This is a genomic window from Frigoribacterium sp. ME-P-080, from assembly GCF_030209595.1.
Classification (GTDB): Bacteria; Actinomycetota; Actinomycetes; order Actinomycetales; family Microbacteriaceae; genus Frigoribacterium.
Genome location: NZ_JARVRR010000004.1, coordinates 495,671 through 520,505, shown reverse-complemented (window position 1 = coordinate 520,505; position 24,835 = coordinate 495,671). Strand labels below are relative to the sequence as shown.

Annotated in this window: 22 protein-coding genes and 2 tRNA genes; 21 read left to right on the top strand and 3 right to left on the bottom strand. The window is 71.8% G+C overall.

Features of this window, described 5'->3' with window-relative positions; all coding sequences use genetic code 11:
* Positions 1–8: 8 nt before the first annotated feature.
* The gene (locus tag QRN23_RS11005; protein ID WP_285063558.1) at positions 9–965 is read right to left on the bottom strand and encodes a LysR family transcriptional regulator; all 957 of its coding nucleotides are present in this window, start codon (positions 963–965) and stop codon (positions 9–11) included.
* Between the two features lie 81 nt (positions 966–1,046).
* Between QRN23_RS11005 and QRN23_RS11000 the strand changes: the two genes are divergently transcribed.
* From QRN23_RS11000 to QRN23_RS10980, 5 genes are all read left to right on the top strand, one after another.
* Positions 1,047–2,087: an aminotransferase class V-fold PLP-dependent enzyme gene (locus QRN23_RS11000; RefSeq protein WP_285063556.1), complete on the top strand. Its 1,041-nt coding sequence runs from the start codon at positions 1,047–1,049 to the stop codon at positions 2,085–2,087.
* Positions 2,088–2,165: 78 nt separating this feature from the next.
* Positions 2,166–3,551 (top strand): glycine--tRNA ligase, encoded by a 1,386-nt coding sequence (locus QRN23_RS10995; protein WP_285063555.1) that lies wholly within the window; start codon positions 2,166–2,168, stop codon positions 3,549–3,551.
* 532 nt (positions 3,552–4,083) lie between these two features.
* Positions 4,084–5,127 (top strand): putative endonuclease domain-containing protein, encoded by a 1,044-nt coding sequence (locus QRN23_RS10990; RefSeq protein WP_285063553.1) that lies wholly within the window; start codon positions 4,084–4,086, stop codon positions 5,125–5,127.
* On the top strand, positions 5,124–5,792 hold the full coding sequence (locus tag QRN23_RS10985) for a DsbA family oxidoreductase (RefSeq protein ID WP_285063551.1): 669 nt from the start codon (positions 5,124–5,126) through the stop codon (positions 5,790–5,792). Before QRN23_RS10990 ends, QRN23_RS10985 begins: the two co-directional genes overlap by 4 nt.
* Positions 5,789–5,986, top strand: a complete 198-nt coding sequence (locus QRN23_RS10980) for a hypothetical protein (RefSeq protein ID WP_056045627.1) — start codon at positions 5,789–5,791, stop codon at positions 5,984–5,986. Before QRN23_RS10985 ends, QRN23_RS10980 begins: the two co-directional genes overlap by 4 nt.
* Here QRN23_RS10980 and QRN23_RS10975 read toward each other — a convergent pair.
* The gene (locus QRN23_RS10975; RefSeq protein ID WP_082460244.1) at positions 5,976–6,500 is read right to left on the bottom strand and encodes an aminoacyl-tRNA deacylase; all 525 of its coding nucleotides are present in this window, start codon (positions 6,498–6,500) and stop codon (positions 5,976–5,978) included. The two genes, QRN23_RS10980 and QRN23_RS10975, sit on opposite strands and share 11 nt — an antisense overlap.
* Positions 6,501–6,515: 15 nt before the next feature.
* Between QRN23_RS10975 and dusB the strand changes: the two genes are divergently transcribed.
* The 10 genes from dusB (at position 6,516) to QRN23_RS10925 (ending at position 19,010) form a co-directional block, all read left to right on the top strand.
* Complete coding sequence (gene dusB, locus QRN23_RS10970) at positions 6,516–7,673, top strand: tRNA dihydrouridine synthase DusB (RefSeq protein ID WP_056045623.1); 1,158 nt, start codon at positions 6,516–6,518, stop codon at positions 7,671–7,673.
* A gap of 45 nt (positions 7,674–7,718) precedes the next feature.
* Positions 7,719–8,990, top strand: a complete 1,272-nt coding sequence (locus QRN23_RS10965) for a deoxyguanosinetriphosphate triphosphohydrolase (protein WP_082460243.1) — start codon at positions 7,719–7,721, stop codon at positions 8,988–8,990.
* Positions 8,991–9,102: 112 nt separating this feature from the next.
* A complete protein-coding gene (gene dnaG / locus QRN23_RS10960; RefSeq protein ID WP_285063550.1) occupies positions 9,103–11,010 on the top strand; it encodes a DNA primase in 1,908 nt (635 codons plus the stop codon).
* A 228-nt stretch (positions 11,011–11,238) separates the two neighbouring features.
* Positions 11,239–12,861: an ABC transporter substrate-binding protein gene (locus QRN23_RS10955; RefSeq protein ID WP_285063549.1), complete on the top strand. Its 1,623-nt coding sequence runs from the start codon at positions 11,239–11,241 to the stop codon at positions 12,859–12,861.
* A gap of 158 nt (positions 12,862–13,019) precedes the next feature.
* Positions 13,020–14,114 (top strand): ABC transporter permease, encoded by a 1,095-nt coding sequence (locus QRN23_RS10950; protein WP_285063548.1) that lies wholly within the window; start codon positions 13,020–13,022, stop codon positions 14,112–14,114.
* Positions 14,115–14,116: 2 nt separating this feature from the next.
* Positions 14,117–15,130: an ABC transporter permease gene (locus QRN23_RS10945; protein ID WP_056045614.1), complete on the top strand. Its 1,014-nt coding sequence runs from the start codon at positions 14,117–14,119 to the stop codon at positions 15,128–15,130.
* Entirely contained in the window at positions 15,127–16,869 is a 1,743-nt protein-coding gene (locus QRN23_RS10940) for a dipeptide ABC transporter ATP-binding protein (protein ID WP_082460242.1), read from the top strand. The genes QRN23_RS10945 and QRN23_RS10940 overlap by 4 nt, the downstream gene beginning before the upstream one ends.
* Positions 16,870–16,871: 2 nt before the next feature.
* Positions 16,872–17,771 (top strand): ATP-binding cassette domain-containing protein, encoded by a 900-nt coding sequence (locus tag QRN23_RS10935; protein WP_157485310.1) that lies wholly within the window; start codon positions 16,872–16,874, stop codon positions 17,769–17,771.
* A complete protein-coding gene (locus QRN23_RS10930) occupies positions 17,768–18,823 on the top strand; it encodes an NAD(P)-dependent oxidoreductase (RefSeq protein WP_350224701.1) in 1,056 nt (351 codons plus the stop codon). The genes QRN23_RS10935 and QRN23_RS10930 overlap by 4 nt, the downstream gene beginning before the upstream one ends.
* Before the next feature lie 114 nt (positions 18,824–18,937).
* A tRNA-Asn gene (locus QRN23_RS10925) sits at positions 18,938–19,010 on the top strand.
* Between the two features lie 156 nt (positions 19,011–19,166).
* Here QRN23_RS10925 and def read toward each other — a convergent pair.
* On the bottom strand, positions 19,167–19,733 hold the full coding sequence (gene def, locus QRN23_RS10920) for a peptide deformylase (protein ID WP_192123500.1): 567 nt from the start codon (positions 19,731–19,733) through the stop codon (positions 19,167–19,169).
* Positions 19,734–19,774: 41 nt separating this feature from the next.
* Here def and QRN23_RS10915 point away from each other — a divergent pair, with 41 nt between their 5' ends.
* From QRN23_RS10915 to QRN23_RS10890, 6 genes are all read left to right on the top strand, one after another.
* Positions 19,775–20,689 carry a DMT family transporter gene (locus tag QRN23_RS10915; RefSeq protein WP_123570787.1) on the top strand — a complete coding sequence of 305 codons (915 nt, stop codon included), beginning with the start codon at positions 19,775–19,777 and terminating at the stop codon, positions 20,687–20,689.
* A 92-nt stretch (positions 20,690–20,781) separates the two neighbouring features.
* Positions 20,782–22,065: a glycosyltransferase gene (locus tag QRN23_RS10910; RefSeq protein WP_324289741.1), complete on the top strand. Its 1,284-nt coding sequence runs from the start codon at positions 20,782–20,784 to the stop codon at positions 22,063–22,065.
* Between the two features lie 57 nt (positions 22,066–22,122).
* Positions 22,123–22,196 (top strand) — tRNA-Ile (locus tag QRN23_RS10905).
* Between the two features lie 115 nt (positions 22,197–22,311).
* On the top strand, positions 22,312–22,653 hold the full coding sequence (locus tag QRN23_RS10900; RefSeq protein WP_148053615.1) for a hypothetical protein: 342 nt from the start codon (positions 22,312–22,314) through the stop codon (positions 22,651–22,653).
* Between the two features lie 384 nt (positions 22,654–23,037).
* Positions 23,038–24,174 (top strand): LLM class flavin-dependent oxidoreductase, encoded by a 1,137-nt coding sequence (locus tag QRN23_RS10895; protein ID WP_056045601.1) that lies wholly within the window; start codon positions 23,038–23,040, stop codon positions 24,172–24,174.
* 19 nt (positions 24,175–24,193) lie between these two features.
* Positions 24,194–24,835 (top strand): FMN reductase, encoded by a 642-nt coding sequence (locus tag QRN23_RS10890; protein WP_285063547.1) that lies wholly within the window; start codon positions 24,194–24,196, stop codon positions 24,833–24,835.

The window sequence follows — 24,835 nt, the reverse complement described above, 5'->3', positions numbered from 1 at the left end:
GGGCCAGCCTAACCCGGCGCCGTGGACGGCTCGCCCCGTGGCACCGGCACGAGGCCCAGCGCGTCGCCGTCCACCTGCTCGAAGGCGTCGAGGACCGCCCGCACGCTCGGCACGCGGTCGCCGCCACGCCCGTGGACCACGTGCACGACGCGGGCGAGGCCGTCGTCGAGCTCCACCACCCGCACCCCGCGAGGCACGGCGGCGGACACGAGCGAGAGCCCCGGGAGCAGGGCGACGCCGAGGCCCGCCGCGACGAGGCCGAGCACGGCCAGGGCGTTGTCGGTCTCGAGCACGATCTCGGGCTCGAACCCGGACGCGGCGCAGGTCGCGAGCAGGTGGCCCCGGCAGCGGGGGCATCCGCCGATCCACCTCTCGTGCGCCAGGCCGCCGAAGTCGTCGCCTCGCGTGAACGGGTGGGCAGACGGCACGGCGAGCACCGTGCGGTCGACGAAGGAGGCGCGGTGCAGCAACCCGTCGAGGTCGTGTTCGCCCCCGGGGTCGCCCCCGTGACGGAAGGTGACCGCGACGTCCGCCGAGCCGTCGCGCAGTCGTGCCAGCGCCTCCGGGGGTTCCGCCTCGACGTAGTCGACCGTGAGGCCCGGATGCCGGTCGCGCAGGCGCGAGAGCACGTCGGGGACGATCGTCGACGACGCGCTGGGGAACCCGGCCAGGGTGACGTGGCCCGTCGCGACGCCGCCCAGGTCGTCGAGGTCCTGCCGCGCGGCGTCGAGGGCCGCCTGCACGTGGACGGCGTGCGCGGCGAGCCTGTGCCCGGCCTCGGTGAGGGCGACGCCGCGCCCGGCGCGGAGCACGAGCGGTTGCCCGACCTGGCGTTCGGCTCGACGCAACTGCTGGCTGATGGCGGGCTGACTGTAGCCGAGCAGGGCGGCCGCCGCCGTGATGCTGCCGGTGTCGGCCACGGCGCGGACGACGCGCAGGGACGCGAGGTCGAGGTCGTCGGGCACGGTCGAATCATAAGCCGCGGTGATGATCGGCCTCAGACACTGGTGGTTGTCCTCCGGTCTCGACGGGGGGAGCCTGAGGACATGACCGCGTCCCGACCCGACATCTTCGCCCCCGCACCGGGTTATCTGGCCGCCTGCACCATGGGCCTGCCGATGCGGTCCACGGTCGAGGCGTCGCGCGCCGACCTCGACCGGTGGTCGTCCGGTCGGGCCGGCCCGGCCGCCTACGGCGCCGTCGTCGAGGAGGCGCGCGCGGCCTTCGCGCGGCTGGCCCGGGTCGGCGTCGACCGCGTGGCCATCGCGTCGCAGACGTCGGCGATGGTCGCCGTCATCGCGGCCTCGGTCCCGGACGGCGCCGAGGTGCTGGTGCCCACGGGCGACTTCAGCTCGATCGTCTACCCCTTCGTGGTGCAGGAGGCGCGGGGCATCCGGGTGCGGAGCGTCCCGCTGGGCGAGGTGGCCGGCTCCGTCGGGCCCGGCACGCACCTCGTGGCCTGGTCGGCCGTCCAGTCCGCCACCGGCGAGGTCGCCGACGACGCCGCCATCGTCGCCGCGGCGGCCCGACACGGGGCGTTGACGCTGTGCGACCTCACGCAGGCGGCCGGCGTGAGGCCCGTCGACGCCTCGCGGTACGACGCCAGCGTCACGCACGCCTACAAGTGGTTGTGCTGCCCGCGAGGGGTGGCGTTCCTCACCGTGGGGGAGCGGCTGCAGGAGGCCATGGTCCCGGCCCAGGCCGGCTGGTACGCGGGCGACGACGTGTGGGCCTCGTGCTACGGCCCCGACATGAGCCTCGCCACGGACGCGCGGGCCTTCGACGTGTCGCCCGCCTGGCAGGCCTGGGCCGGGGCGCTGCCCGCGCTCACGACGTTCGCCGCGCTCGACCCCGACGAGACCTGGGCGCACGCCGCCGGGACGGGCGACGCGCTCTGCTCCCGGCTCGGGATCGAGGCGCAGGGCCGCGCGATCGTGACCTGGGCCGATCCCGACGGACGCGACCAGCGCCTCCTCGGCGACGCCGGTCTCGTGGTCTCGGGGCGCGCCGGTCGCGTCCGCGTGGCCTTCCACCTCTGGAACGACGAGGGCGACGTCGAGGCCGTCGCCGTCGCGCTCGGCCGGTGACGCACCGCCGGTAGAGTTGCCGGGTACCTCGACCGACCGGGCACCCAGCTCGGGCCTCAACTCATCGGAGCATCACACGTGGCAGCACCCAACCGTCTCGATTCCGTCATCGCCCTGGCCAAGCGCCGCGGCTTCGTCTTCCAGTCGGGAGAGATCTACGGCGGTTCGCGCTCGGCTTGGGACTACGGGCCCCTCGGCGTCGCCCTGAAGGAGAACATCAAGCGCCAGTGGTGGCAGACCATGGTGCAGGGCCGCGACGACGTCGTCGGCCTCGACTCGGCGGTCATCCTGCCGCGCCAGGTGTGGGAGGCCTCGGGGCACGTCGAGGTCTTCAGCGACCCGCTGGTCGAGTCGCTGCACACCCACAAGCGCTACCGCGCCGACCACCTGCTCGAGGCGTACGAGGCCAAGCACGGCCACCCGCCCGAGAACGGCCTGGCCGACGTCCGCGACCCCGACACGGGCCAGCCCGGCTCGTGGACCGAACCGCAGAACTTCTCCGGTCTGCTCAAGACCTTCCTCGGCCCGGTCGACAACGAGCAGGGCATGGCGTACCTGCGACCCGAGACCGCGCAGGGCATCTTCACCAACTTCGACAACATCCTGCAGTCCTCGCGCATCAAGCCGCCGTTCGGCATCGGCCAGATCGGCAAGAGCTTCCGCAACGAGATCACGCCCGGCAACTTCATCTTCCGAACGCGCGAGTTCGAGCAGATGGAGATGGAGTTCTTCGTCGAGCCCGGCAGCGACGAAGAGTGGCACCAGTACTGGATCGACCAGCGGTTCCAGTGGTACGTCGACCTCGGCATCGACCCCGAGAACCTGCGCCTCTTCGAGCACGCGGCCGAGAAGCTCTCGCACTACTCCAAGCGCACCGTCGACATCGAGTACCGCTTCCGGTTCGCCGGCGGCGAGTTCGGCGAGCTCGAGGGCGTCGCGAACCGCACCGACTACGACCTCAAGACCCATGCCGCCGCCTCGGGCAAAGACCTGACCTACTTCGACCAGGCCAAGAACGAGCGCTGGACCCCCTACGTCATCGAGCCCGCGGCCGGTCTCACCCGCTCGCTCATGGCGTTCCTCGTCGACGCCTACACCGAGGACGAGGCGCCGAACGCCAAGGGCGGCGTCGACAAGCGCACCGTGCTGAAGCTCGACCGTCGCCTGGCACCGATCAAGGTGGCCGTGCTGCCGCTCAGCCGCAACGAGCAGCTGTCGCCGATGGCCCGCGGGCTCGCCGCCGACCTCCGCAAGTACTGGAACATCGACTTCGACGACGCGGGCGCCATCGGCCGACGCTACCGCCGCCAGGACGAGATCGGGACGCCGTTCTGCGTCACGGTCGACTTCGACTCGCTCGAGGACGACGCCGTGACCGTGCGCGAGCGCGACACCATGGCCCAGCAGCGCATCCCCCTGGCCGGGCTGCGCGCCTACCTGGCCGAGCAACTGCTCGGCGCGTAGCCGCCGGGGCGCCTCGCGCCCGCCCCTCCGCGACGGGCCCCGGTCGTGCACGCGTTGCACGACGGGGGCCCGTCTGTCGTCGGCAACTCCTGCCTCCCGCCGCGACCCGCGCCGCCCACGCGGCGTGTCGCTGGCCCACGAGGCACGGGCCCGGAGTTGCCGACCGCCCAGCGCCTCCGCACCCCCTCGCGCTCAGCCGATCGCCGTGCGGCTCCGCACCCCCTCGCGCCGCCCCGCCGCTCCGCGCACCCTCGTGCCGCCCCGCGCCCGGTCGCGTCGACCCGTGCCGCCCTTCGCCTCCGCGCCCGGTCCGTTCGTGGGGCGATGCGTCGGCAACTCCTGCCTCGTGCCGCGACCCGCGCCGCCCACGTGGCGTGTCGCGGGCCCACGAGGCACGGGGCAGGAGTTGCCGTCGCCCGAGTCGCAGTCCCCGCGACGAGGTCTCGGCCCCAGGGGAGCCACGCGCGGCCACCGTCCCCAAGCCGCCCTCGGCCGCCCCGGGAGAGCGGCACCGCTCGGCACGCTGTCGGGCATGACCACGATCGCCGAACTCGTCTCCGATGCCGGTGGCCTGCTGCACAAGCGTGACCTGGTCGCGCTGGGTGCCACGGACCGCCACCTGACCATCGCCGTGCGCGCCCGCACGGTGCGTCGTCCCCGACGTGGCTGGTACTCGACGTGGCCGCCCCACGACCCGAGGTTCGTCGCCGTCGCCGTGGGTGGCCGGCTCACCGGGGCAGCTGCCCTGCACCAACTCGGTGCCTGGTCGTGGCGACGCCCGCGGATCACGGTCTCGGTACCCGAGACCGCCTCCCGCCTCCGCCGTCGACGGGGCGTCCGGGTGGTCTGGGACCCCGTCGCTCTGGGAGCCCGAGGCTCGACCTGGATGGTGGACCCACGTGACGCCCTCGCCCGCGCGGTCGTCGAGGCGGCATCGCTCGAGGACGCGGTGATCCTGGTCGACTGGGCCCGCAGCATGAGCCTCGTCATCGACGACGAGGACGCCGCCGAGGTCCTCGCCCGGAAGCGTGTCGATGCCGCGGGCCTGGTGGCCTGGAGCGACGGGGGAGCACAGAGCATCCTCGAGTCGGCGGCCGGGACGCGGCTCCGGTTGGCCGGGCACCACGTCGTGCGGCAGGTGCCCGTCGGCACCACGGGCAAGGTCCTCGACATGCTCGTCGACGGCATCGTCGGTCTCGAGACCGACGGTCGCGAGCACCACGAGAGGCGGTTCGACCAGGACCGCCTCAAGGACGCCGACATCGCTCTGGACGGGCTCGTCCCGTTCCGCGCGGGGACGATCATGGTGCGTGACCTGTGGGCTCGCACCTCGGCCGCGATCGACGCCCTGGTGGCCACGGCGGGTGGCCCCACGCCCGGGTCACGTGTCGGCAACTCCTGCACGCCCTGCGTGCTCGGCCCCCGCGGCCGCAGGAACTGGCGGCTCGCCGTACCCGGGCAACGCACGAGGCAGGAGTTGCCGACAAGGGAGGCGCCGGAGGGGGAGGAGCCTGAGGGGGGCGGAGGGACGGCGCGGGGAATGGCGGGGCCCGGCCGAGGGTTGGGCCTGCCGTGACCGCAGACCCAGCCACCCCGTCCGCGACCGTCAAGGTCGACATCTGGTCCGACATCGCCTGCCCGTGGTGCTTCATCGGCAAGCGCAAGTTCGAGGAGGCCGTGCGACGTTTCGACGGCCCCGTCGAGGTCGAGTACCACTCGTTCGAGCTCTCGCCCGACACCCCGGCCGACTTCGAGGGCGACGAGGTCGACTTCCTCTCGAAGCACAAGGGCATGCCCGCCGACCAGGTCCGCGGCATGCTCGACACCGTCGCCGGCATCGCGTCCGAGGTCGGCCTCGCCTACGACTTCGAGCACCTGCAGCACACCAACACGGTCAAGGCGCACGAGCTGCTCCACTTCGCCAAGGCGAACGGGCGTCAGGCCGAGATGAAGGAACGCCTCCTCCACGCCTACTTCGAGGAGGGCCGCCACGTGGGCCGCGTCGACGATCTCGTCACGTTGGCCGCCGAGGTCGGCCTCGACGAGCAGGAGGCGCGCGACGCTCTCGAGACCGGGCGTCACCTCGACGACGTGCGGGGCGACCAGGCCCAGGCGCAGGCCTTCGGCATCACCGGCGTCCCGTTCTTCGTCCTCGACGGCAAGTACGGCATCTCGGGCGCCCAGGCTCCCGAGACGTTCGTCCAGGCCCTCGAGCAGGTCGCCTCCGAGGTGGCCCGATGAGCGATTCCCGCGGGGCCGGGGCCGGGTCCGTGGCCGGGCTCGCGACGCCGTCCGCGCCGTTGACCATGCTCGGGGCACCGGGCGCCGTCGCCTGCGAGGGGGACTCCTGCCTGGTCGTCCCCCCGGTCGCCGAGGGCACGTCCGCGGTCGGGTCCCCGGCCGCCGAGCCCGGGAGGCGCGGCGTCAGTCGCTGACGTCGGCCACGGTCGCGTCGTACGCGGCGACGAGGTCGTCGGCCTCGACGAAGGCGCTGAAGCCGTGTGCTCCGGCACCCAGGGCGACGCGCCTCCCCACGATTCGGGAGTCCGCGACCACGGGCCACGCGGTCGAGCTGCCCAGGGGGGTGATGGTGCCCCGCTCGTACCCGGTGACCTCGAGGGCGACGTCGGCGCTCGGCATCGACAGCTTGTTGACGCCCACGACGGCTCGGAGCTTCGCCCACGAGATCTGTCGGTCGCCCGGCACGAGCGCGAACAGGAACGAGCCGTCGTGTCGCTTGACCACCAGGCTCTTCACGATGTCGGACGGCTGCAGCCCGAGCAGAGCGGCAGCGGCCTCGAGCGAGTCGGCCGCGGGGCGCGCGACGATCTCGACCGCGAGACCGCGCGCAGCGGCGTCCGCCCGCACCCGGTCCGCGCCGTCGGGTCGACCCTGGTCGCCCCCGACGTCCGCGTCGTCCACACCACTCGTCAGCCCGCCGTCGCTCATGGGAGAATCGTAACGATGTCCACCACCACCCTGCCCTCGCGCGGCCTTTCGATCGGACCGATCGACGTGGCCTCGCCCGTCGTGCTCGCCCCCATGGCCGGAATCACCAACACGGCGTACCGCCGCCTCTGTCGCGAGTACGGCGCCGGCCTCTACGTGAGCGAGATGATCACGAGTCGGGCGCTGGTCGAGCGCACGCCCGAGTCGATGCGCCTCATCCAGCACCACGAGTCCGAGACGCCGCGCAGCATCCAGCTCTACGGCGTCGAGCCGAACACGGTGGCCGAGGCGGTCACCATGCTCGTCGCCGAGGACCGCGCCGACCACATCGACCTCAACTTCGGCTGCCCGGTGCCCAAGGTCACGCGCAAGGGCGGTGGCTCGGCCCTGCCCTGGAAGATCGGCCTCTTCCGCGAGATCGTCGAGGGTGCCGTCAAGGCCGCCGGCGACATCCCGCTGACCGTCAAGATGCGCAAGGGCATCGACGACGACCACCTCACCTATCTCGAGGCCGGTCGAGCCGCCCAGGGGGCCGGCGTCGCGAGCATCGCGCTGCACGCCCGCACGGCCGCCGATTTCTACTCGGGCACCGCCGACTGGTCCGCCATCGCCACCCTGAAGCAGACCGTGACCGACGTGCCGGTCCTCGGCAACGGCGACATCTGGTCGGCGGCCGACGCCCTGCGCATGGTCGACGAGACCGGGTGTGACGGGGTCGTCGTGGGTCGCGGCTGCCTCGGTCGGCCGTGGCTGTTCGGCGACCTCGCCGCGGCCTTCCGCGGCGAGGACCTGAAGGCCGAGCCGACGCTCGGCGAGGTGGGACGGGCCTTCCGGCGCCACGCCGAACTCATGGTCGAGTTCTGGTCGGGCGACGAGGGCCGCGCCTGCCGTGACATGCGCAAGCACGTCGCGTGGTACTTCAAGGGCTACCCCGTGGGCGGTGAGGTCCGGGCGGCTCTCGCCCTCGCCGACTCGTTGCAGCAGATCGACGACCTGCTCGCCACGATGGACCCCCACGAGCAGTACCCCGGCGAGGCGGCCGAGGGGCCGCGTGGCCGTGCGGGCAGCCCGAAGCGGCCCGCCCTGCCCGACCGCTGGCTCGAGAGCCGCGAGCTCGACGAGGCCTTCAAGGCCGAGCTCGCCGCGGCCGAGCTGCACCACAGCGGCGGCTAGGCACCCCCTCCCGAGATCCCTTCCCGTCCCGACCGAGAGGCCCCGGTGTCCACCGAAGCCCTGCCGAGCGCCACCCCCGGGTACGACCCCGCCGACTCCGAGCGCTGGGCGCCCGAGCAGCACTCCAACCGGCGAAGCGACTTCGCCCGCGACCGGGCCCGGTTGCTGCACTCCAGCGCGCTCCGGCGCCTGGCGGCCAAGACGCAGGTGCTGAGCCCGACGGCCGGCCTCGACTTCGCCCGCAACCGGCTGACGCACTCGCTCGAGGTGGCGCAGGTCGGTCGCGAGCTCGCCACGAGCCTCGGCCTCGATCCCGACGTCGTCGACACGGCCTGCCTCGCGCACGACCTCGGCCACCCGCCGTTCGGGCACAACGGCGAGCGGGCCCTGAACGACTGGTCGACCGACATCGGCGGCTTCGAGGGCAACGCGCAGACCCTACGACTGCTGACCCGCATCGAGCCGAAGGTCATCGACGCGACGGGACGCAGCTTCGGGCTGAACCTCACCCGTGCCAGCCTCGACGCCAGCTGCAAGTACCCGTGGCCCGCGGCCCAGGGCATCCCCGACCCGGGCGGTCGCATGAAGTTCGGTTTCTACGACGACGACACGGCCGCGTTCGAGTGGCTGCGTCGGGGTGCCCCGCGTCGACGGCGGTGCGTCGAGGCCCAGGTCATGGACCTCAGCGACGACATCGCGTACTCGGTCCACGACTTCGAGGACGCCGTGGTCAACGGCTACGTCGACGTCGCCGCCCTCGGGGCGCGGGTCGACCACGACTCGCTCGTGACGGCCATGCACGAGTGGGTCGGCGGGGAGCTCAGTCGCGACGAGTTGACCGAGGCCTTCGACCGGTTGCAGGCGCTGCCGTTCTGGCTCGAGTCGTACGACGGCAGCCGGTTCGCGCAGGCCCGTCTCAAGAACCTCACGAGCCAGCTGATCGGACGCTTCGCCGGTTCGGCCACCCAGGCGACCCGTGAGTCCTATCCCGGTGACGCCCTGATGCGCTTCGGCGCGTCGGTGGTCGTCGCCCCGGACGTGATCGGCGAGATCGCCGTGCTCAAGGGCATCGTCGCGGCCTTCGTCATGACGCGGGACAACCGGCAGCCCATCTACCTGCGTCAGCGCGAGGTCCTGACGAGCCTCGCCGACGCCCTGTGGCAGGCGGGCCCGTCAGAACTCGACCGTGGCTTCGCCGCCGACTGGGCCTCGGCGGACGACGACGCCGCGAGGCGTCGGGTCGTCGTCGACCAGGTCGCCTCGCTGACCGACCAGAGCGCCATGGCATGGCACGACCGGCTCACCGCCGGCCGCTGACGGCGGGTCGCCGAGGAGGCGCGGGTCCCGACCGGCCGCACCGCGCCTCCTCGTCCTCCCGCGGCCGACCTCCCGGGTCGGCGTGGTCGGTGGCTCGACCTACAATCGACACGTGCCCGGCCTGATCAAACGCAACGACATCGACGAGGTCCGGTCGCGCACCAACATCGCCGACATCGTCGGCGACCACGTCACGCTCAAGGGGGCGGGCGTGGGGTCGCTCAAGGGGCTCTGCCCGTTCCACGACGAGCGCAGTCCGAGCTTCCACGTGCGGCCCCAGGTGGGGCGGTACCACTGCTTCGGCTGCGGTGAGGACGGCGACGTCTTCAGCTTCGTCATGAAGACCGACCACACGACCTTCCAAGAAGCGGTCGAACGCATGGCGGCGCGCATCGGTTTCGAGCTGCACTACGAGGACGGCGGGCAGGCCAGCGACCACGGCAACAGGGCGCGTCTGATCTCGGCGAACGAGGCCGCGCGCGAGTTCTTCGTGGACCACCTCACGGCCGTCGACGCCGAGCCCGCCCGGCGCTTCCTCGGCGAGCGGGGGTTCGACCCGGCCGCGGCCGAGCGGTTCGGCGTGGGGTTCGCCCCCAAGTCGTTCGACGCCCTGCGGTCGCACCTCAAGGGGCTCGGTTACCGCGACGACGAGCTCGTCACCGCGGGGTTGCTGAGCCAGGGCGACCGCAGCCCCTACGACCGCTTCCGCGGGCGGCTGGTGTGGCCGATCCGCGACGTCACGGGGTCGACCATCGGGTTCGGCGCGCGTCGGTTGCTCGAGGACGACAAGGGCCCGAAGTACCTCAACACCCCCGAGACGCCGATCTACCACAAGTCCCAGGTGCTCTACGGGCTCGACCTGGCCCGTCGGGACATCTCGAAGGGCAAGCAGGTCGTCATCGTCGAGGGCTACACCGACGTGATGGCGTGCCACCTGGCCGGGGTCACGACGGCCGTCGCGACCTGCGGCACGTCGTTCGGCGTGGACCACATCAAGGTGCTGCGACCCATGCTCGGCGACGTCAGCGGGGCCGACACCTCGACCGGCGGCGAGGTCGTCTTCACCTTCGACCCGGACGAGGCGGGCCAGAAGGCGGCGTCACGCGCGTTCGCCGAAGAGCAGCGGTTCGCCGCGCAGACCTTCGTCGCCGTGGCCCCCGACGGGCTCGACCCGTGCGACCTCAGGCTGAACCGCGGCGACGACGCCGTGCGCCGCCTCATCTCGACCAAGCGTCCGATGTTCGAGTTCATGATCCGCCGGCTCATCGACGGGCACGACCTCGAGACGGTCGAGGGTCGCGTGTCGGCGCTCCGGGCGGCCTCGCCGGTGGTGGCGGGCATCCGGGACCGTTCGATGACCCAGGGCTACGTGCGGTCGCTGGCCGGGTGGCTTGGGCTCGACCCGGCCGACGTCGCGCGGTCCGTCGACGACGCGGGTCGCGCCTCCTCGGCCCAGAACGCGCTCGAGCGGTCGCAGCCCAAGAACGCCACCGACGGCCGCCAGTCGATCACGAGCCTGCCGCCGGTGCCCGACGAGCCCGCCGGCCCGAGCCTGCTGACGCTCCCGGGCGACCTGACCACCCGCACCGAGCGCGACGCGCTCATGGCGATGCTCCAGCACCCGGCGACGGTCGGCTTCGAACTCATGCAGCGGGCGGCACGGGCACGCATCGAGAACGGTGCGCTGGCCGTCGTCCGCGACGCGATCGGCGCGAGCCTCGACCGGTTCGACTCGGCCGACTGGCTCGACGTCGTCCTCGGCCAGACGCCGTCGCCGTTCGACGCCCTGGCGAAGGAGCTCGCCGTCGCCCCCATCCCCGAGCGCGAGGGACGCGAGATCACGACCTACTGTCGCGGCATCGTCGTCTCGATCGTCGAGCGCGACCTGATCCGCGAGAAGTCCGAACTGCTCGGGCAGTCGTTCCGCACCGACATGAAGACCGAACCCGAACGCTGGCGTGAGATCCAGGTGCGGATCGCCGCCGTCGAGGCCGAGCGCCGGTCCATCCGCCAAGAGTGAGGTCGGCAGCCGTCACGCGGTGCCCCGGCCTGAACGCGCATACATCACGAGGATGCGCCGCCGGCCTCGAGACGACCAGTTGGCAAGGGTTCGTTGCGGGCCTGTAAACAGTTGCGCGATGAGCCCGTCTCGCGCTCACGTGTGTGTTACCAATGGACGTTCCCTGAAACGGCCGCGTCCACAGCACGGCCCGGGGCCCCTTGCACACAGAGAAAGAGGTAACCGGATATGACATCCGACTCCACGCTCGCCCGACGCGCCATCGCCGTCGTCGGTGGCGCCGCTGCCACCGCACTCGTCCTCTCGGGCTGCGCCTCCGGTGGTGACGCGACCGACGCCCTCGACGGTCTCAGCATCGGCACGACCGACGTCATCACGTCGCTCGACCCGGCCGGTTCGTACGACAACGGCTCGTTCGCCGTCCAGAACCAGGTGTTCGGCTTCCTGGCGAACGCCCCGTACGGCAGCCCCGACGTCGAGCCCGACCTGGCCGAGTCCGCCGACTTCACCAGCCCGACCGAGTACACGGTCAAGCTCAAGGACGGACTGACCTTCGCGAACGGCAACGCGCTCACCTCGAGCGACGTCAAGTTCAGCTTCGACCGCCAGCTGGCCATCGCCGACCCCAACGGCCCGTCGTCGTTGCTCGGCAACCTGGCCAGCACCGACGCGCCCGACGACACGACCGTCGTCTTCACGCTCAAGTCGGCCGACCAGACCTGGCCCCAGGTGCTCTCGAGCCCCGCCGGCCCGATCGTCGACGAGGACGTCTTCTCGGCGACCGGGCTCACCGACGCCGACGACATCGTCAAGGGCAACGCCTTCTCGGGTCAGTACACGATCACCGACTACTCGCAGAACGAGACGATCGCCTACGAGGCGAACGACGCCTACGACGGCGTGCTCGGGGCCCCGAAGACCGACTCGGTCACGGCGACCTACTACACCGAAGAGACCGACCTCAAGCTCGCCGTCCAGAACGGCGACGTCGACGTCGCGAACCGCAGCCTGAGCCCGACCGACCTGGCCGACCTGGCCAAGGACGACGCGCTCACCGTGCACAACGGCCCCGGCGGCGAGATCCGCTACCTGGTGTTCAACTTCAACACCATGCCGTACGGTGCCACGCAGCCCGACGCCGACCCGGCCAAGGCCCTCGCCGTGCGTCAGTCCGTGGCCGACACGGTCGACCGTGCCGCCCTGGCCAAGGACGTCTACAACGACACCTACACGCCGCTCTACTCGGTCGTCCCCGACGGCCTGACCGGTGCGACGACGCCCCTCGAGGGCCTCTACGGCGACGGCCAGGGCGGCCCGGACGTCGACAAGGCCGCCGCGGCCCTGTCGGCCGCCGGCGTCAGCACCCCCGTGTCGATCGACCTGCAGTACAGCCCCGACCACTACGGTGCGTCGAGCGACGAGGAGTACGCGCTGATCAAGTCGCAGCTCGAGGCGAGCGGCCTGTTCACCGTCAACCTCCAGTCGACCCTGTGGGACACCTACAGCACCGAGCGCCGCGAGGACGCCTACCCCGTCTACCAGCTGGGTTGGTTCCCCGACTTCTCGGACGCCGACAACTACCTGACGCCGTTCTTCAGCGCGGACAACTTCGTCGGCAACCACTACGACAGCCCGACCGTCCAGGGTCTGCTGACGAAGGAGATCGGCGAGCAGGACGCCTCGGCTCGTGAGGCGACCATCGGGGACATCCAGGACGCCGTCGCGGCCGACCTGCCGACCCTGCCGCTGCTGCAGGGCACGCAGGTCGTCGTCTCGCAGTCCGACGTGAAGGGCGTGGACGACACGCTCGACGCGTCGTTCAAGTTCCGTTACGGTGCGCTGAGCCGCTGACGCGCCTCCCCGTCCCCTGAGTCCCGCCGGTCCGCCGGTCGGCCTCCGGGGTCGGGGGACTCCGCACCACGGCCGTACGCCGAGGGGGCGACCCGCGACACCGCGGGGCGCCCCCTCCGGTCTGCGACCGGCACCACACCATCGAAAGGCCCAACGACGTGACCCTGATCACCGACGGTTCCCTCACGGCACCGCCCACCTCCAGTCCCGGGAAGTCCCGGAGTTCCGGCGGCGGCGGCCTCGGACGCTACATCGTGATCCGCGCGATCCTGATCGTGCCCACCGTGTTCATCCTCGTCACGCTCGTGTTCTTCCTGATGCGCGTGGTCGGCAACCCGATCACCGCCTCCGTCGGCGGGCGTCTCACCGAGGCCCAGCTGCAGGAGCGTCTCGCCGCCGCCGGCTACGACCGCCCCGTGATCGTGCAGTACCTCGAGTACCTCGGCCAGATCGTCCGAGGCGACTTCGGCACCACCGCGACCGACAACCGCGAGATCAGCGGCATCCTGCTCCAGTACGGCAGCGCCACGATCGAGCTGGTCTTCTACGCGCTGGTCGTCGCGCTCGTGCTGGGCATCCCGCTCGGCATGCTCGCCGCGTACGTGCGCGACCGCTGGCCCGACGCGATCCTGCGCGTGCTGGCGATCCTCGCCTACGCGACCCCGGTCTTCTTCGCGGGCCTGCTGCTCAAGCTCACCTTCTCGGTCTGGCTCGGCTGGCTCCCGCTCGGTGGTCGTGCGAGCACGCGGGTCGCCATCGCCCTGGGGCGCATCGACAACCCCACGGGCATCTACATCGTCGACGCCCTGCGGACCGGCAACTCGACGATCATCGTGGACGTCCTCTCGCACGCGGTGCTGCCCGCCCTCGCGCTCGGCGTGCTGACCGCCGGCATCTTCCTGCGCCTGGTGCGCACCAACGTCATCGGCACGCTCGGTTCCGAGTACGTCGACGCGGCGCGGTCGCGGGGCGTCAGCGAGTTCCGGCTCGTCCGGGCCCACGCGCTCAAGCCCGCCCTGATCCCGATCATCACCGTCATGGGGCTGCAGATCGCGATGCTGCTCGGCGGCTCGGTGCTGACCGAGACCACCTTCGGCTGGCGGGGGCTGGGCTTCCAGCTGCAGCAGTACCTGTCGGCCCGCGACTTCATCGCCGTGCAAGGCATCGTCGCCGTGCTCGCCGTCATCGTCGCCGTGACCAACTTCGTGGTCGACGTGATCGCCGCCCTGATCGACCCCCGCGTGAGGTACTGACCATGACCGATTCGACCGTCGCGGCCGACCGCCGCGAACCCCTCTACAAGCGCCTCCCCGTCGTCGCCCAGATCCGCCGTTCGGTGGGGCTGCAGCGCGGCATGCTGCTGACCGGCGTCGTCATCGTCGCCGTGTTCGTGCTGCTGGCGATCTTCGCCCCCCTCATCGCGCCCTACGGCTTCGGCCAGCTGCGTGGTGCCACCGAGGCCTTCCCGCGCCAGGCGCCACCGTCGGCCGAGCACCTGTGGGGGACGACTGTCGGCGGCTACGACGTGTTCAGCCGCGTCATGTGGGGCACCCGGACCGCCGTGGCCGTCGTCATCGTGGCCGTGGTGCTGTCCATCACGATCGGCGTGACGCTCGGCCTGATCTCGGGCTACCTCGGCGGGTGGCTCGACCGCGTGCTCGTCGTCGTCGCCGACGCGGTCTACGCGTTCCCCTCGCTGCTGCTCGCCATCGTCGTCTCGATCGTCATCAGCGGGGGCCAGTCGAGCCTCTGGGGCGGCATCGTCTCGGCGGGCATCTCGATCACTGTCGTGTACGTCCCGCAGTACTTCCGCGTCGTCCGCGCCGAGGCCACGAGGCTCAAGGCCGAGGCGTTCGTCGAGTCGGCCAAGGTCAACGGCAGCAGCACGGGCCGCATCATGTTCAAACACGTCCTCCGCAACGCCACGCGGAGCCTGCCCCTGATCCTCACGCTCAACGCGTCCGAGGCGATCCTGACCCTGGCGGCCCTCGGCTTCCTGGGGTTCGGCATCGGCCCGACCGCGGCGGCCGAGTGGGGGTACGACCTGAACCGCGCCCTCTCCGACACCGCCAGCGGCATCTGGTGGACCGGCGTCTTCCCCGGTGCGGCGATCGTGCTGATGGTGCTCGGCATCACGCTGATGGGCGAGAGCCTGAACGACCTGGCCGACCCGCGCCTCCGGACCCGCCGTCGCGCGAAGCGCAAGACCAAGGGCACCCGACGCACCGAGCAGGCCCCGACCACGACCCACGACGAGGTGACCGCATGACCGCCGACACGACCACGACCGGCCGACCCGCGACGCCGCGCGACGAGCGCCCCGTCGCCGTCGGCATCACCGACCTCGAGGTGACCTTCGCGACCGACGGCGGCGACGTCGCGGCCGTCCAGGGCGTGACGCTCGACGTCCGCGCCGGCGAGGTGCTGGCGATCGTCGGCGAGTCGGGGAGCGGCAAGACCGTCACGGCGAAGACGATCCTCGGCCTGTTGCCCGAGACCGCGGTCGCCACCGGTGCCGTGCTGCTCTCGGGGCAGAACGTCCTCGAGGTCGGCCCGAAGAAGGTGCGCGAGCTCCGCGGCACCGACGTCGCCATGGTCTTCCAAGAGCCGTCGACCGCGCTCAACCCCGTCTACACGGTGGGCTGGCAGATCGCCGAGGGCCTGCGGGCCCACGGCAAGGTCGGACGCAAGGAGGCGCGGGTCAAGGCGATCGACATCCTGCGTCGCGTGGGCATCCCCGACCCCGAGACCCGCGTCGACTACTACCCGCACCAGTTCTCGGGCGGGCAGAAGCAGCGCGTGGTCATCGCGATGGCGCTCGTGCTCGACCCGTCGGTGATCGTCGCGGACGAGCCGACCACGGCCCTCGACGTGACCGTGCAGGCCGAGATCCTCGACCTGTTGCGCCGCTGTCGGGACGAGTTCGGCACGGCCATCGTGCTGATCACGCACAACATGGGCGTCGTCGCCGACCTCGCCGACCGCGTCGCCGTCATGTACCTCGGCAAGGTCGTCGAGCAGGCCCCGGCCGTCGAGCTGTTCGCGAACCCGCAGGACGACTACACCAAGCGCCTGCTCGGCTCGGTGCCGAAGCTCGAGGCCCGTGGCCACACGCAGCAGGAGCAGCCCGCCGACAGCGAGGTCGTCGTGCGTGCCCGGGGCCTCGAGATCGAGTACCCCGGGCGCCTCGGCCGCGGCGGCTTCCGGGCCGTCAAGGGCGTCGACTTCACCATCGCCCGCGGCGAGGTCCTCGGCCTCGTCGGCGAGAGCGGTTCGGGCAAGACGACGATCGGACGGGCCATCGCCGGGCTGACGAAGGTCACCGGGGGGTCGCTCGAGGTGCTGGGCATCGAGATGAACGGGGTGCACGAGCGTGACTTCAAGCCGAAGCGCGCCGACATCGGCTTCGTCTTCCAGGACCCCGCGTCGAGCTTCAACCCGTTGCTGACGATCGCCGAGTGCGTGGCCGAGCCGCTCATCGTGCACGGTCGTGCGAAGGACGCCCGGGCCGCCCGTCCGCGCGTCGACGAACTCCTCGAAGCGGTCCAGCTGCCCAAGTCGTTCGCCGACCGGTACCCCCACGAGCTCAGCGGTGGGCAGCGTCAGCGGGCGAGCCTCGCCCGGTCGCTCGCCCTCGACCCGACGCTGTTGATCGCGGACGAGCCCACCAGCGCGTTGGACGTCTCCGTGCAGGCCCGGGTGCTCGAGCTGTTCACCGAGTTGCAGTCGCAGCTGGGCTTCGCCGCCCTGTTCATCAGCCACGACCTCGCGGTCGTCAACATGCTGGCCGACCGGATCGGCGTGCTGTTCCACGGCGACCTGATCGAGAGCGGACCGAACGACCAGGTCCTCGGCGCGCCCGAACATCCCTACACGCAGCGCTTGCTGGCGTCGCTGCCGGTGCCCGATCCGATCGAGCAGGCGTCCCGCCGCGAGCGGTTGGCCGAACTCGACCGCCGGGCGGCGGGCGACCCGGAGCGCGGAACCGACACCGTCGGGGCGGCCTGACGGTGCCGGGTCGCGAGCTCGACCTCGACCAGCCGGTCGTCACCGACGACCTGTCGCTGCTCTACCCCGCCCGGGCGGGCCATCCGGCCGTGCGTGCCGTCGACGGGGTCACCCTGCGGGTCGAGCCGGGCGAGATCGTCGCCGTGCTCGGCGAGAGCGGTTCGGGCAAGTCGACGCTCGCGATGGCCCTCGCCGGACTGACCGGCACGGGCCGCGTCGACGAGGGGCGCCCGCGTCTGGTCGGTGGGACCGCACGGGTCTTCGGCCAGGACGTCGGCAAGCTCTCGGGCCGGCGCCGGGACCGGCTCTCGGCCATGGTCGGCTACCTGGCGCAGGACGACGGCGAGCGGCTGAGTCCCGACCTGACCGTCGGCGAGGCCATCGCCGAGCCGATCTACCAGCGCGACCGCAAGTTCGACCGCACCGAGGCCGGGCGCATCGTCGCGACGCTCGTCGACGGCGTGCACCTGCCGCTCGGCACCATGCTCAAGCAGACCTGGGAGCTCAGTTCCGGTCAGCGACAACGCGTCGCCCTGGCCCGCAGCCTCGTCCTCGAGCCCCCGTTGCTGATCGCCGACGAGCCCGCCCGGGGGGTGGACGTGCTCGTCCGCCAGGCCGTCCTCGACGTCATCGGGAACCTGCACGAGGGGCGTCAGTTCTCGGCGCTCGTCGTCACCTCCTCGGTGGCCGAGGCGCGAGCGATCACCGACCGCGTCGCCGTCATGCGCGGTGGCCGTCTGGTCGGACTGGGCGACATCGACGAGGTCCTCCGGACCGGCATCGACCCCTACGTCAAGGTGCTCTCGCAGACGACCCCGATCGACATCATCCGCCCGGAGGAGCGCGAGGCCGGGCGACCGCTCGACCCCGACGCCGGCCTCCGCGGAGACCGGCCCTCGTGACCGCCGAGCCGGCCACGGGCTCGACCGTCTCGGATGCGGCCCGGGCGACGAGCCCGGGAGGCGCGCGCGGCCACCGCGCGGTCGTCACCGCGGCCCCCGTCCTCGCCCCGGGTCGACGCCCGACCCCGGGCGCCGTCTCGGTGGCCCCCCGCCCCACCCCGGTCTTCGTCGACGCCGTGCGGGCCGGGGGAGCGGACGTCGTCCCCCTGGGCCCGGAGACCCGTGGCCTGGTCTGGCTCTCGTACCGCGACCCCGACGGCCTGGCCCGCGCGCTGGACGAGAACCCGGGCATCGAGTGGGTCCAGCTGCCCTACGCCGGGGTCGACGCCTTCTCCGAGGTCATCGCGGCCCGTGCCGACCGCGCGCTGCCGCTCTGGACGAGCGCCAAGGGGGCGTTCGCCGAACCCGTCGCCGAGCACGCCCTCATGCTCGTGCTGTCGCTGCTGAGGGTCGTTCCCCAGCGCGTGCGCGCCACCTCCTGGGCCACCGAACAACAGGGCCGGTCGCTCTACGGACGGCACGTCGTCATCGTCGGGGCGGGGGGCATCGCGATCGAGCTGATGCGCCTCCTGGCCCCGTTCGACGTCCGGGTGACGATCGTGCGCCGGTCGAGCGAACCCGTGCCCGGGGCCGACCGGACCGTCCCCGTCGAGCGCCTCGACGAGGTGTTGCCCGAGGCCGACGTCCTCGTCCTCGCCGCCGCCGCGACTCCCGGCACGGCGGGCCTCCTCGACGCGCGTCGGCTCGCCCTTCTGCCGGCGACGGCCGTGCTCGTGAACGTCGCGAGGGGCAGCCTGGTCGACACGGACGCCCTCGTCGAGGCGGTCAGGGCGGAGCGACTCTGGGGCGCGGGGGTCGACGTCACCACGCCCGAGCCGCTCCCCGACGGGCACCCGCTCTTCGGCGAGCCGCGTGTCGTCGTCACGCCGCACCAGGCGGACACCCCCGAGATGACCGCCCCGCTGCTGGCCGAGCGCATCCGGCTCAACGTGCGGGCCTTCCTCGGCGACGGGGAGTTCGTCGGCGTGGTCGACCCGCACGACGGGTACTGACGCGGCGCTCGGAGCCGTGCGACGCGCCGCGTCGTCGGCGTGGTCCCTCGGGGGCTCAGATCTTTGCTAGTGTTGTCTCCGCTGTCACGGACGAAAGTCCGGGGCGGTTGCCATTCCTCGATAGCTCAATTGGCAGAGCAGCCGGCTGTTAACCGGCAGGTTGTTGGTTCGAGTCCAACTCGGGGAGCGAAGGCCCAGAGGCTCCACCCTCTGGGCCTTTTCTCTTTCCCGGTCCGTCCTGGGCCTTTCTCGCCGTTCCGTTCCGGGCCCGAACGAGAAGGAGGCGCGTCCTGCGGTTCGCAGGACGCGCCTCCTCGGTCTCGGGGTCGGCCGGGGCCGGCCGTCAGTCCTCGAGGTGGTCGACGCCCGGCAGCCAGGTGCTGCCCGGTTGTCCCCAGCCCTTCTTGCGGACCGCCTTCGCGGCCGCCTTGTGGAAGGGATGCTCGAGCCGGTCCGCGTACAGGATGCCGTCGAGGTGGTCGTACTCGTGCTGGAAGACGCGGGCGAGCCAGCCCCAGGCCTCGATCTCGACCGCGTCGCCCTCGAGGTCGGTGGCCCGCAGCACGACGCCGTCGGCACGCCGCAACGGGAACCTCTCGCCGGGCACCGAGAGGCAGCCCTCGGACTCGGAGTCGTCGTCGAGCGGCTCGATCGAGAGCGGACTCTGCCAGAGCGTCGGGTTGATGGCCACGCCGCGCCACAGCTCGCCGTCGTCGTCGGTCCACGAGTAGACGAACAGGCGCTTGCCGACGCCCACCTGCGGGCCCGCCAGACCGACGCCCGGGGCGGCGTCCATCGTCTCGAACATGTCGGCGACGAGGGTGCGCAGGTCGTCGTCGACGACGGTCACTTCGGAGGCGGGGGAGTGGAGCACGGGGTCACCCGTGATGGAAATGGGTCGAACGGCCATTCGTCCAGACTATCCAGCGCCACGGCGCTAGCGTGGACGCCGTGACGACGGACATCGGGGAGCTCACCCAGCAGGTATCCCTGACCCCCTATCAGGCGCTCGGCATCCCGATCGCGCTGATCGGAGCGGTGTTCCTCTCGATCGGCGCCCAGCTCCAGCACCAGGGCGTCGCCAAGGTCGAGCGACGGATCGGTGCGGCGAAGAGCGGCATGAACGTCCGCCAGGTGCTCGCCCTCGTGGGCCGCCCCTCGTGGGTGCTGGGCACGCTGATGCTCGGCCTCGCGATCCTCTTCCAGCTGACCAGTCTGCGCATCGCCCCGCTCCTCGTGGTGCAGCCGCTCGGGGCGGTCGCCCTCGTCATCACGGCGGTCCTCAACTCCCGTTCGACGGGTCGACGACTCGACCGGCGCGCCAAGCGGGCCATCCTCTTCTGCGTCGGCGGCGTCGGGCTCTTCGTCACCGTGGCGGCCTTCACGGCCATCGAGCCCGAGATCACCACGCGGCAGCTCGTCACGGTCCTCGTGATCCTCGCCGTCGTCGGCTCCGTGCTGGGTGTCGCCTTCGCCCTGTTGCGCCGCCGTCGCAGCGCGCTGTTCTACATCATCGCGGCGGGCGTGCTCTACGGCTTCGTCGCGACCCTCGCCAAGGTCGTCCTCAACCGGGTCTTCGCCGGCAACTTCGACTGGTTGACGATCGTGTGCATCGTGTTCCTGCTCGCGGCAGGCCTGCTCGGCGGGTACTTCGTGCAGAACGCCTACTCGTCCGGCCCACCCGACCTCGTCATCGCCGGTCTCACGGTCGTCGATCCGCTCATCGCGGTCGGCATCGGCATCGTCGTCCTGGGCGAGGCGCAGAACGCCCCCGCGATCGCCGGCGTCTTCTTCGTCGTCGCGGCCGCCATCGCGGTCTACGGCGTGTTCCAACTCGCCAAATACCATCCCCAGACCCGAGCCTGAGCTAGCGTGGGGTCGTCTCGCCCGCCGGTCGACGATCGTCCGGGCACGATGCGCCGCACACCCCACCGAGCACGAGAAGGACGCCACGACCCGTGACACCTGCCCCGACGCCCTCGGAACCCGGCCGACCCGACGACGCGACGTCGGCTGACGTCGCGACCCGCGCCTCCTCGGGGTCGTCCGACCGTCTGACCGTCCTGATCGCGGGCGACACCTTCCCGCCCGACGTCAACGGCGCCGCCAACTTCACGGAGCGGCTCGCCGTGGGGCTCGCCCAGCGCGGCCACGACGTGCACCTCATGGTGCCCGCGGCCAGCCGGCACCACGGCACCTTCCTCGAGCAGCACGGCGGCGTGACGTTGACCGTCCACCGGCTGTACTCGACGCGGTGGCCGCTGCACGACTGGCTGCGCTTCGCCACCCCGTGGCGCGTGCAGGAGCACGCCGAGGCGATCTTCGACGAGATCCACCCCGACGTCGTCCACATCCAGTCGCACATCGTGATGGGCCGGGGCGTCGCGCAGGTCGCCGAACGCCGGGGCGTGCGGATCGTCGCCACGAACCACTTCATGCCCGAGAACCTGCTCGAGCACACCGGTCTGCCCAAGGGGCTGCGCGCCAAGGCGACCCAGATGGCCTGGAACGACGCGAGCAAGACGTTCCACAAGGCCGCGGCGATCACGACCCCCACGCAGAAGGCGGCCACGTTCCTCGAGAAGTCGGTCGCGGTCACGGGCGTGCTCGCCGTCTCCTGCGGGATCGAGGCCGGGCACTACACCGCCCTCGACACCCGTCCGGCCGAGAACCGCATCGTGTTCGTCGGCCGGGTCACGGCCGAGAAGCAGATCGACGTGCTGCTCAAGGCGATGACCCTGCTCGACCCGACCCTCGGCGCGACGCTCACGATCGTGGGCGGCGGAGACCTCTTCAAGCAGCTCCAGACGACCAGCCGCGACCTCGGCCTCGCCGACGTCGTCACCTTCGCCGGGTACCTGTCCGACGACGAGTTGCGACGCACGCTGACCGAGTCGACGGTCTTCGCCATGCCGTCGATCGCCGAACTCCAGAGCATCGCCAGCCTCGAGGCGATGGCGTCGGGGCTGCCCATCGTCGTGGCCGACGCCATGGCCCTGCCGCACCTGGTCGACGAGGGCCAGAACGGCTACCTCTTCCGCCCGGGCGACAGCCGCGACCTCGCCGACAAGCTCACGACCGTGTTGACCGCCCCCGACGACGAGTACCTCGCGATGCGCCGGGCCAGCCTGAAGATGATCGAGGGGCACGACATCGAGCGAACGCTCAGCGTGTTCGAGAGCCTGTATCGTGGTCAGCCGGTGGTCCCCTCCACCGACGCGGCGTCCGACCGCGCGCACTGACGGTCGACCGCGGCACCGCCCCGGCCGGCCACGGCTCGCACCGGTGGGCCGACGCGAGGGGCGGTAGCTCAGCCGGTTAGAGCAGTCGACTCATAATCGATCGGTCACGGGTTCAAGTCCCGTCCGCCCTACTCGTGGTGTCCGGTGGTGCCTGCCCCGGTTCCGGTCGGTTCGCGGCCTCCGGGCCTGCTGTGAGCGCGGCCGCGTCGTCGCCCGGCGTCCGTCGTGCGTGGCACGATGTCGTCCATGTTCACCAAGCGGCCCCGACAGCCGGAGCCCGACCCCGACGCCTGGGGCGGCGCCTCCTCCGACGACGCCGGGCGATCCGGCCCGGCGCGCATGGGCGTGGGGGCCCAGGTGTACGTCCTCGACTCGGACGAGGACCCTTCTACGCCGTTCCCGTACGGCCCGACGGGCATCGTGGTCCGGGCCGGGGGCAGCGCCTGGCAGGGGGTGTCGGCCATCGGCGGCTCGGCCCGCACCTGGTGGGTCGAGTTCGACTCGCCCCAGATCGACCGCGACGGCGACGGGCCCGTCTCGCAGGCCCAGGTCGCGGAGCGCTGGCTGCGCCTCGCCCCCCTCGCCTGACCCGCCGCCGTACCGCCTCACCCCGCCCCGGCGCCCCCCACCCCCTCCGCACCGCCCGCTACGGCGTGTGCCGCGCTTCCTGCATGACTTCTCGCGGTGGTGACTTCGGCCACCCCGCCGCGTGGTCGGCAACTCCTGCCCCCTGCTGCGTCGGTCGGCGCGGGCCCCGTGTTTCCGGGCCCGGGCGTTCGGGGTGGAGCACGAGTCCGGAGTTGCCGACACGTCGCACGTCCCACGTCCCACGTCGCGCACGGAGGTCGAGGTCGAGGCCAGGTTGTCCGCTGCGCGTTCCCGACGGCCGTCGCACGCCCCGGGAATGCCACGCCCCACCCCGCGGTTCACCGAAGTGCATGCAAACGCATGCAGATGTTCTAAGGTGGAGCAATGCAGTTCGGAATCTTCAGCGTCGGCGACATCACGACCGACCCCACCACCGGTGCCACCCCGACCGAGGGCGAGCGCCTCCAGGCGATGGTCACCATCGCGAAGAAGGCCGAGGAGGTCGGCCTCGACGTCTACGCCGCAGGCGAGCACCACAACCCGCCCTTCGTGAACTCGAGCCCGACGACACTCCTCGCCTACATCGCCGCGCAGACCGAGCGCATCGTGCTCAGCACGGCGACGACGCTCATCACGACGAACGACCCGGTCAAGATCGCCGAGGACTTCGCGATGCTCCAGCACCTCGCCGGTGGCCGGGTCGACCTCACGCTCGGTCGCGGCAACACGGGCCCGGTCTACCCCTGGTTCGGCAAGGACATCCGCCAGGGCATCAACCTGGCGATCGAGAACTACGCCCTGTTGCACCGCCTCTGGCGCGAGGACGTCGTCGACTGGAAGGGCCACTTCCGCACGCCGCTGCAGGGCTTCACGGCGACCCCGCGTCCCCTCGACGGCGTCGCGCCCTTCGTCTGGCACGGGTCGATCCGCAGCCCCGAGATCGCCGAGCAGGCCGCCTACTACGGCGACGGCTTCTTCGCCAACCACATCTTCTGGCCCGCCTCGCACACGAAGCAGATGGTCGAGCTCTACCGCAGCCGCTTCGAGCACCACGGGCACGGGCGTGCCGACCAGGCGATCGTCGGTCTCGGCGGTCAGGTCTTCCTGGCGAAGAACTCGCAGGACGCCAAGCGCACCTTCCGTCCCTACTTCGACAACGCCCCGGTCTACGGCCACGGTCCCTCGATGGAGGACTTCACGAGCCAGACCCCGCTCACCGTCGGCAGCCCCCAGGAGGTCATCGACCGCACCCTCGGCTTCCGCGACTACGTCGGCGACTACCAGCGCCAGCTCTTCCTCATGGACCACGCCGGCCTGCCCCTGAAGACGGTCCTCGAGCAGCTCGACATCCTCGGCAGCGAGGTCGTGCCGGTCCTCCGTCGCGAGTTCGCCGCGAACCGTCCGGCCGACGTGCCCGACGCCCCCACGCATGCCTCGCTCGTCGAGGCCGCGACCCGGGCGTCGCGGTCCACGGCCACACCCACCGCGCACGACGCGCTCACCGCGTCGTCCGCCCGCTGAGACACGCAGGAGGCGCGCCATGAGCACCAAGAAGATCGTCGCCCTGTCCGCGGGGCTGGGCCAGCCGTCCTCCACCCGTCTGTTGGCCGACCGGCTGGTCGAGGCCACCACGCGTGACCTCGTCGGCCGCGGCTCGTTCGTCGATGTCGAGGTCGTCGAGCTGCGCGACCTCGCGCACGAGGTGACGGACGCGATGCTGACCGGTTTCGCGCCTCCCGCCCTCGCCGAGGCGCTCGAGAACGTGACGAGTGCCGACGGCGTGATCGCGGTCACGCCCGTCTTCTCGTCCTCGTACAGCGGCCTGTTCAAGTCGTTCGTCGACGTGATGGACCACAAGGCGCTGACCGGCACGCCCGTGCTGATCGGGGCGACCGGCGGCACGGCCCGCCACTCGTTGGCCCTCGAGTACGCGGTGCGACCCCTGTTCGCCTACCTCCAGGCCGTCGTCGTGCCCACCTCCGTGTTCGCGGCGTCCGAGGACTGGGGCGAGGGCGACGGCACCTCCACGACGCTGCCCGAGCGGGTCACGCGCGCCGCGGGGGAGTTCGCCGAGCTCGTGGCGCGGCACGAGGGCGCGCTCGACGACCCGTTCGCCGCGGTCGTCCCGTTCGACGAGCAGCTCCGGCGCCTCGCCGTGGGCGGCGACGACCTGCAGGACTGA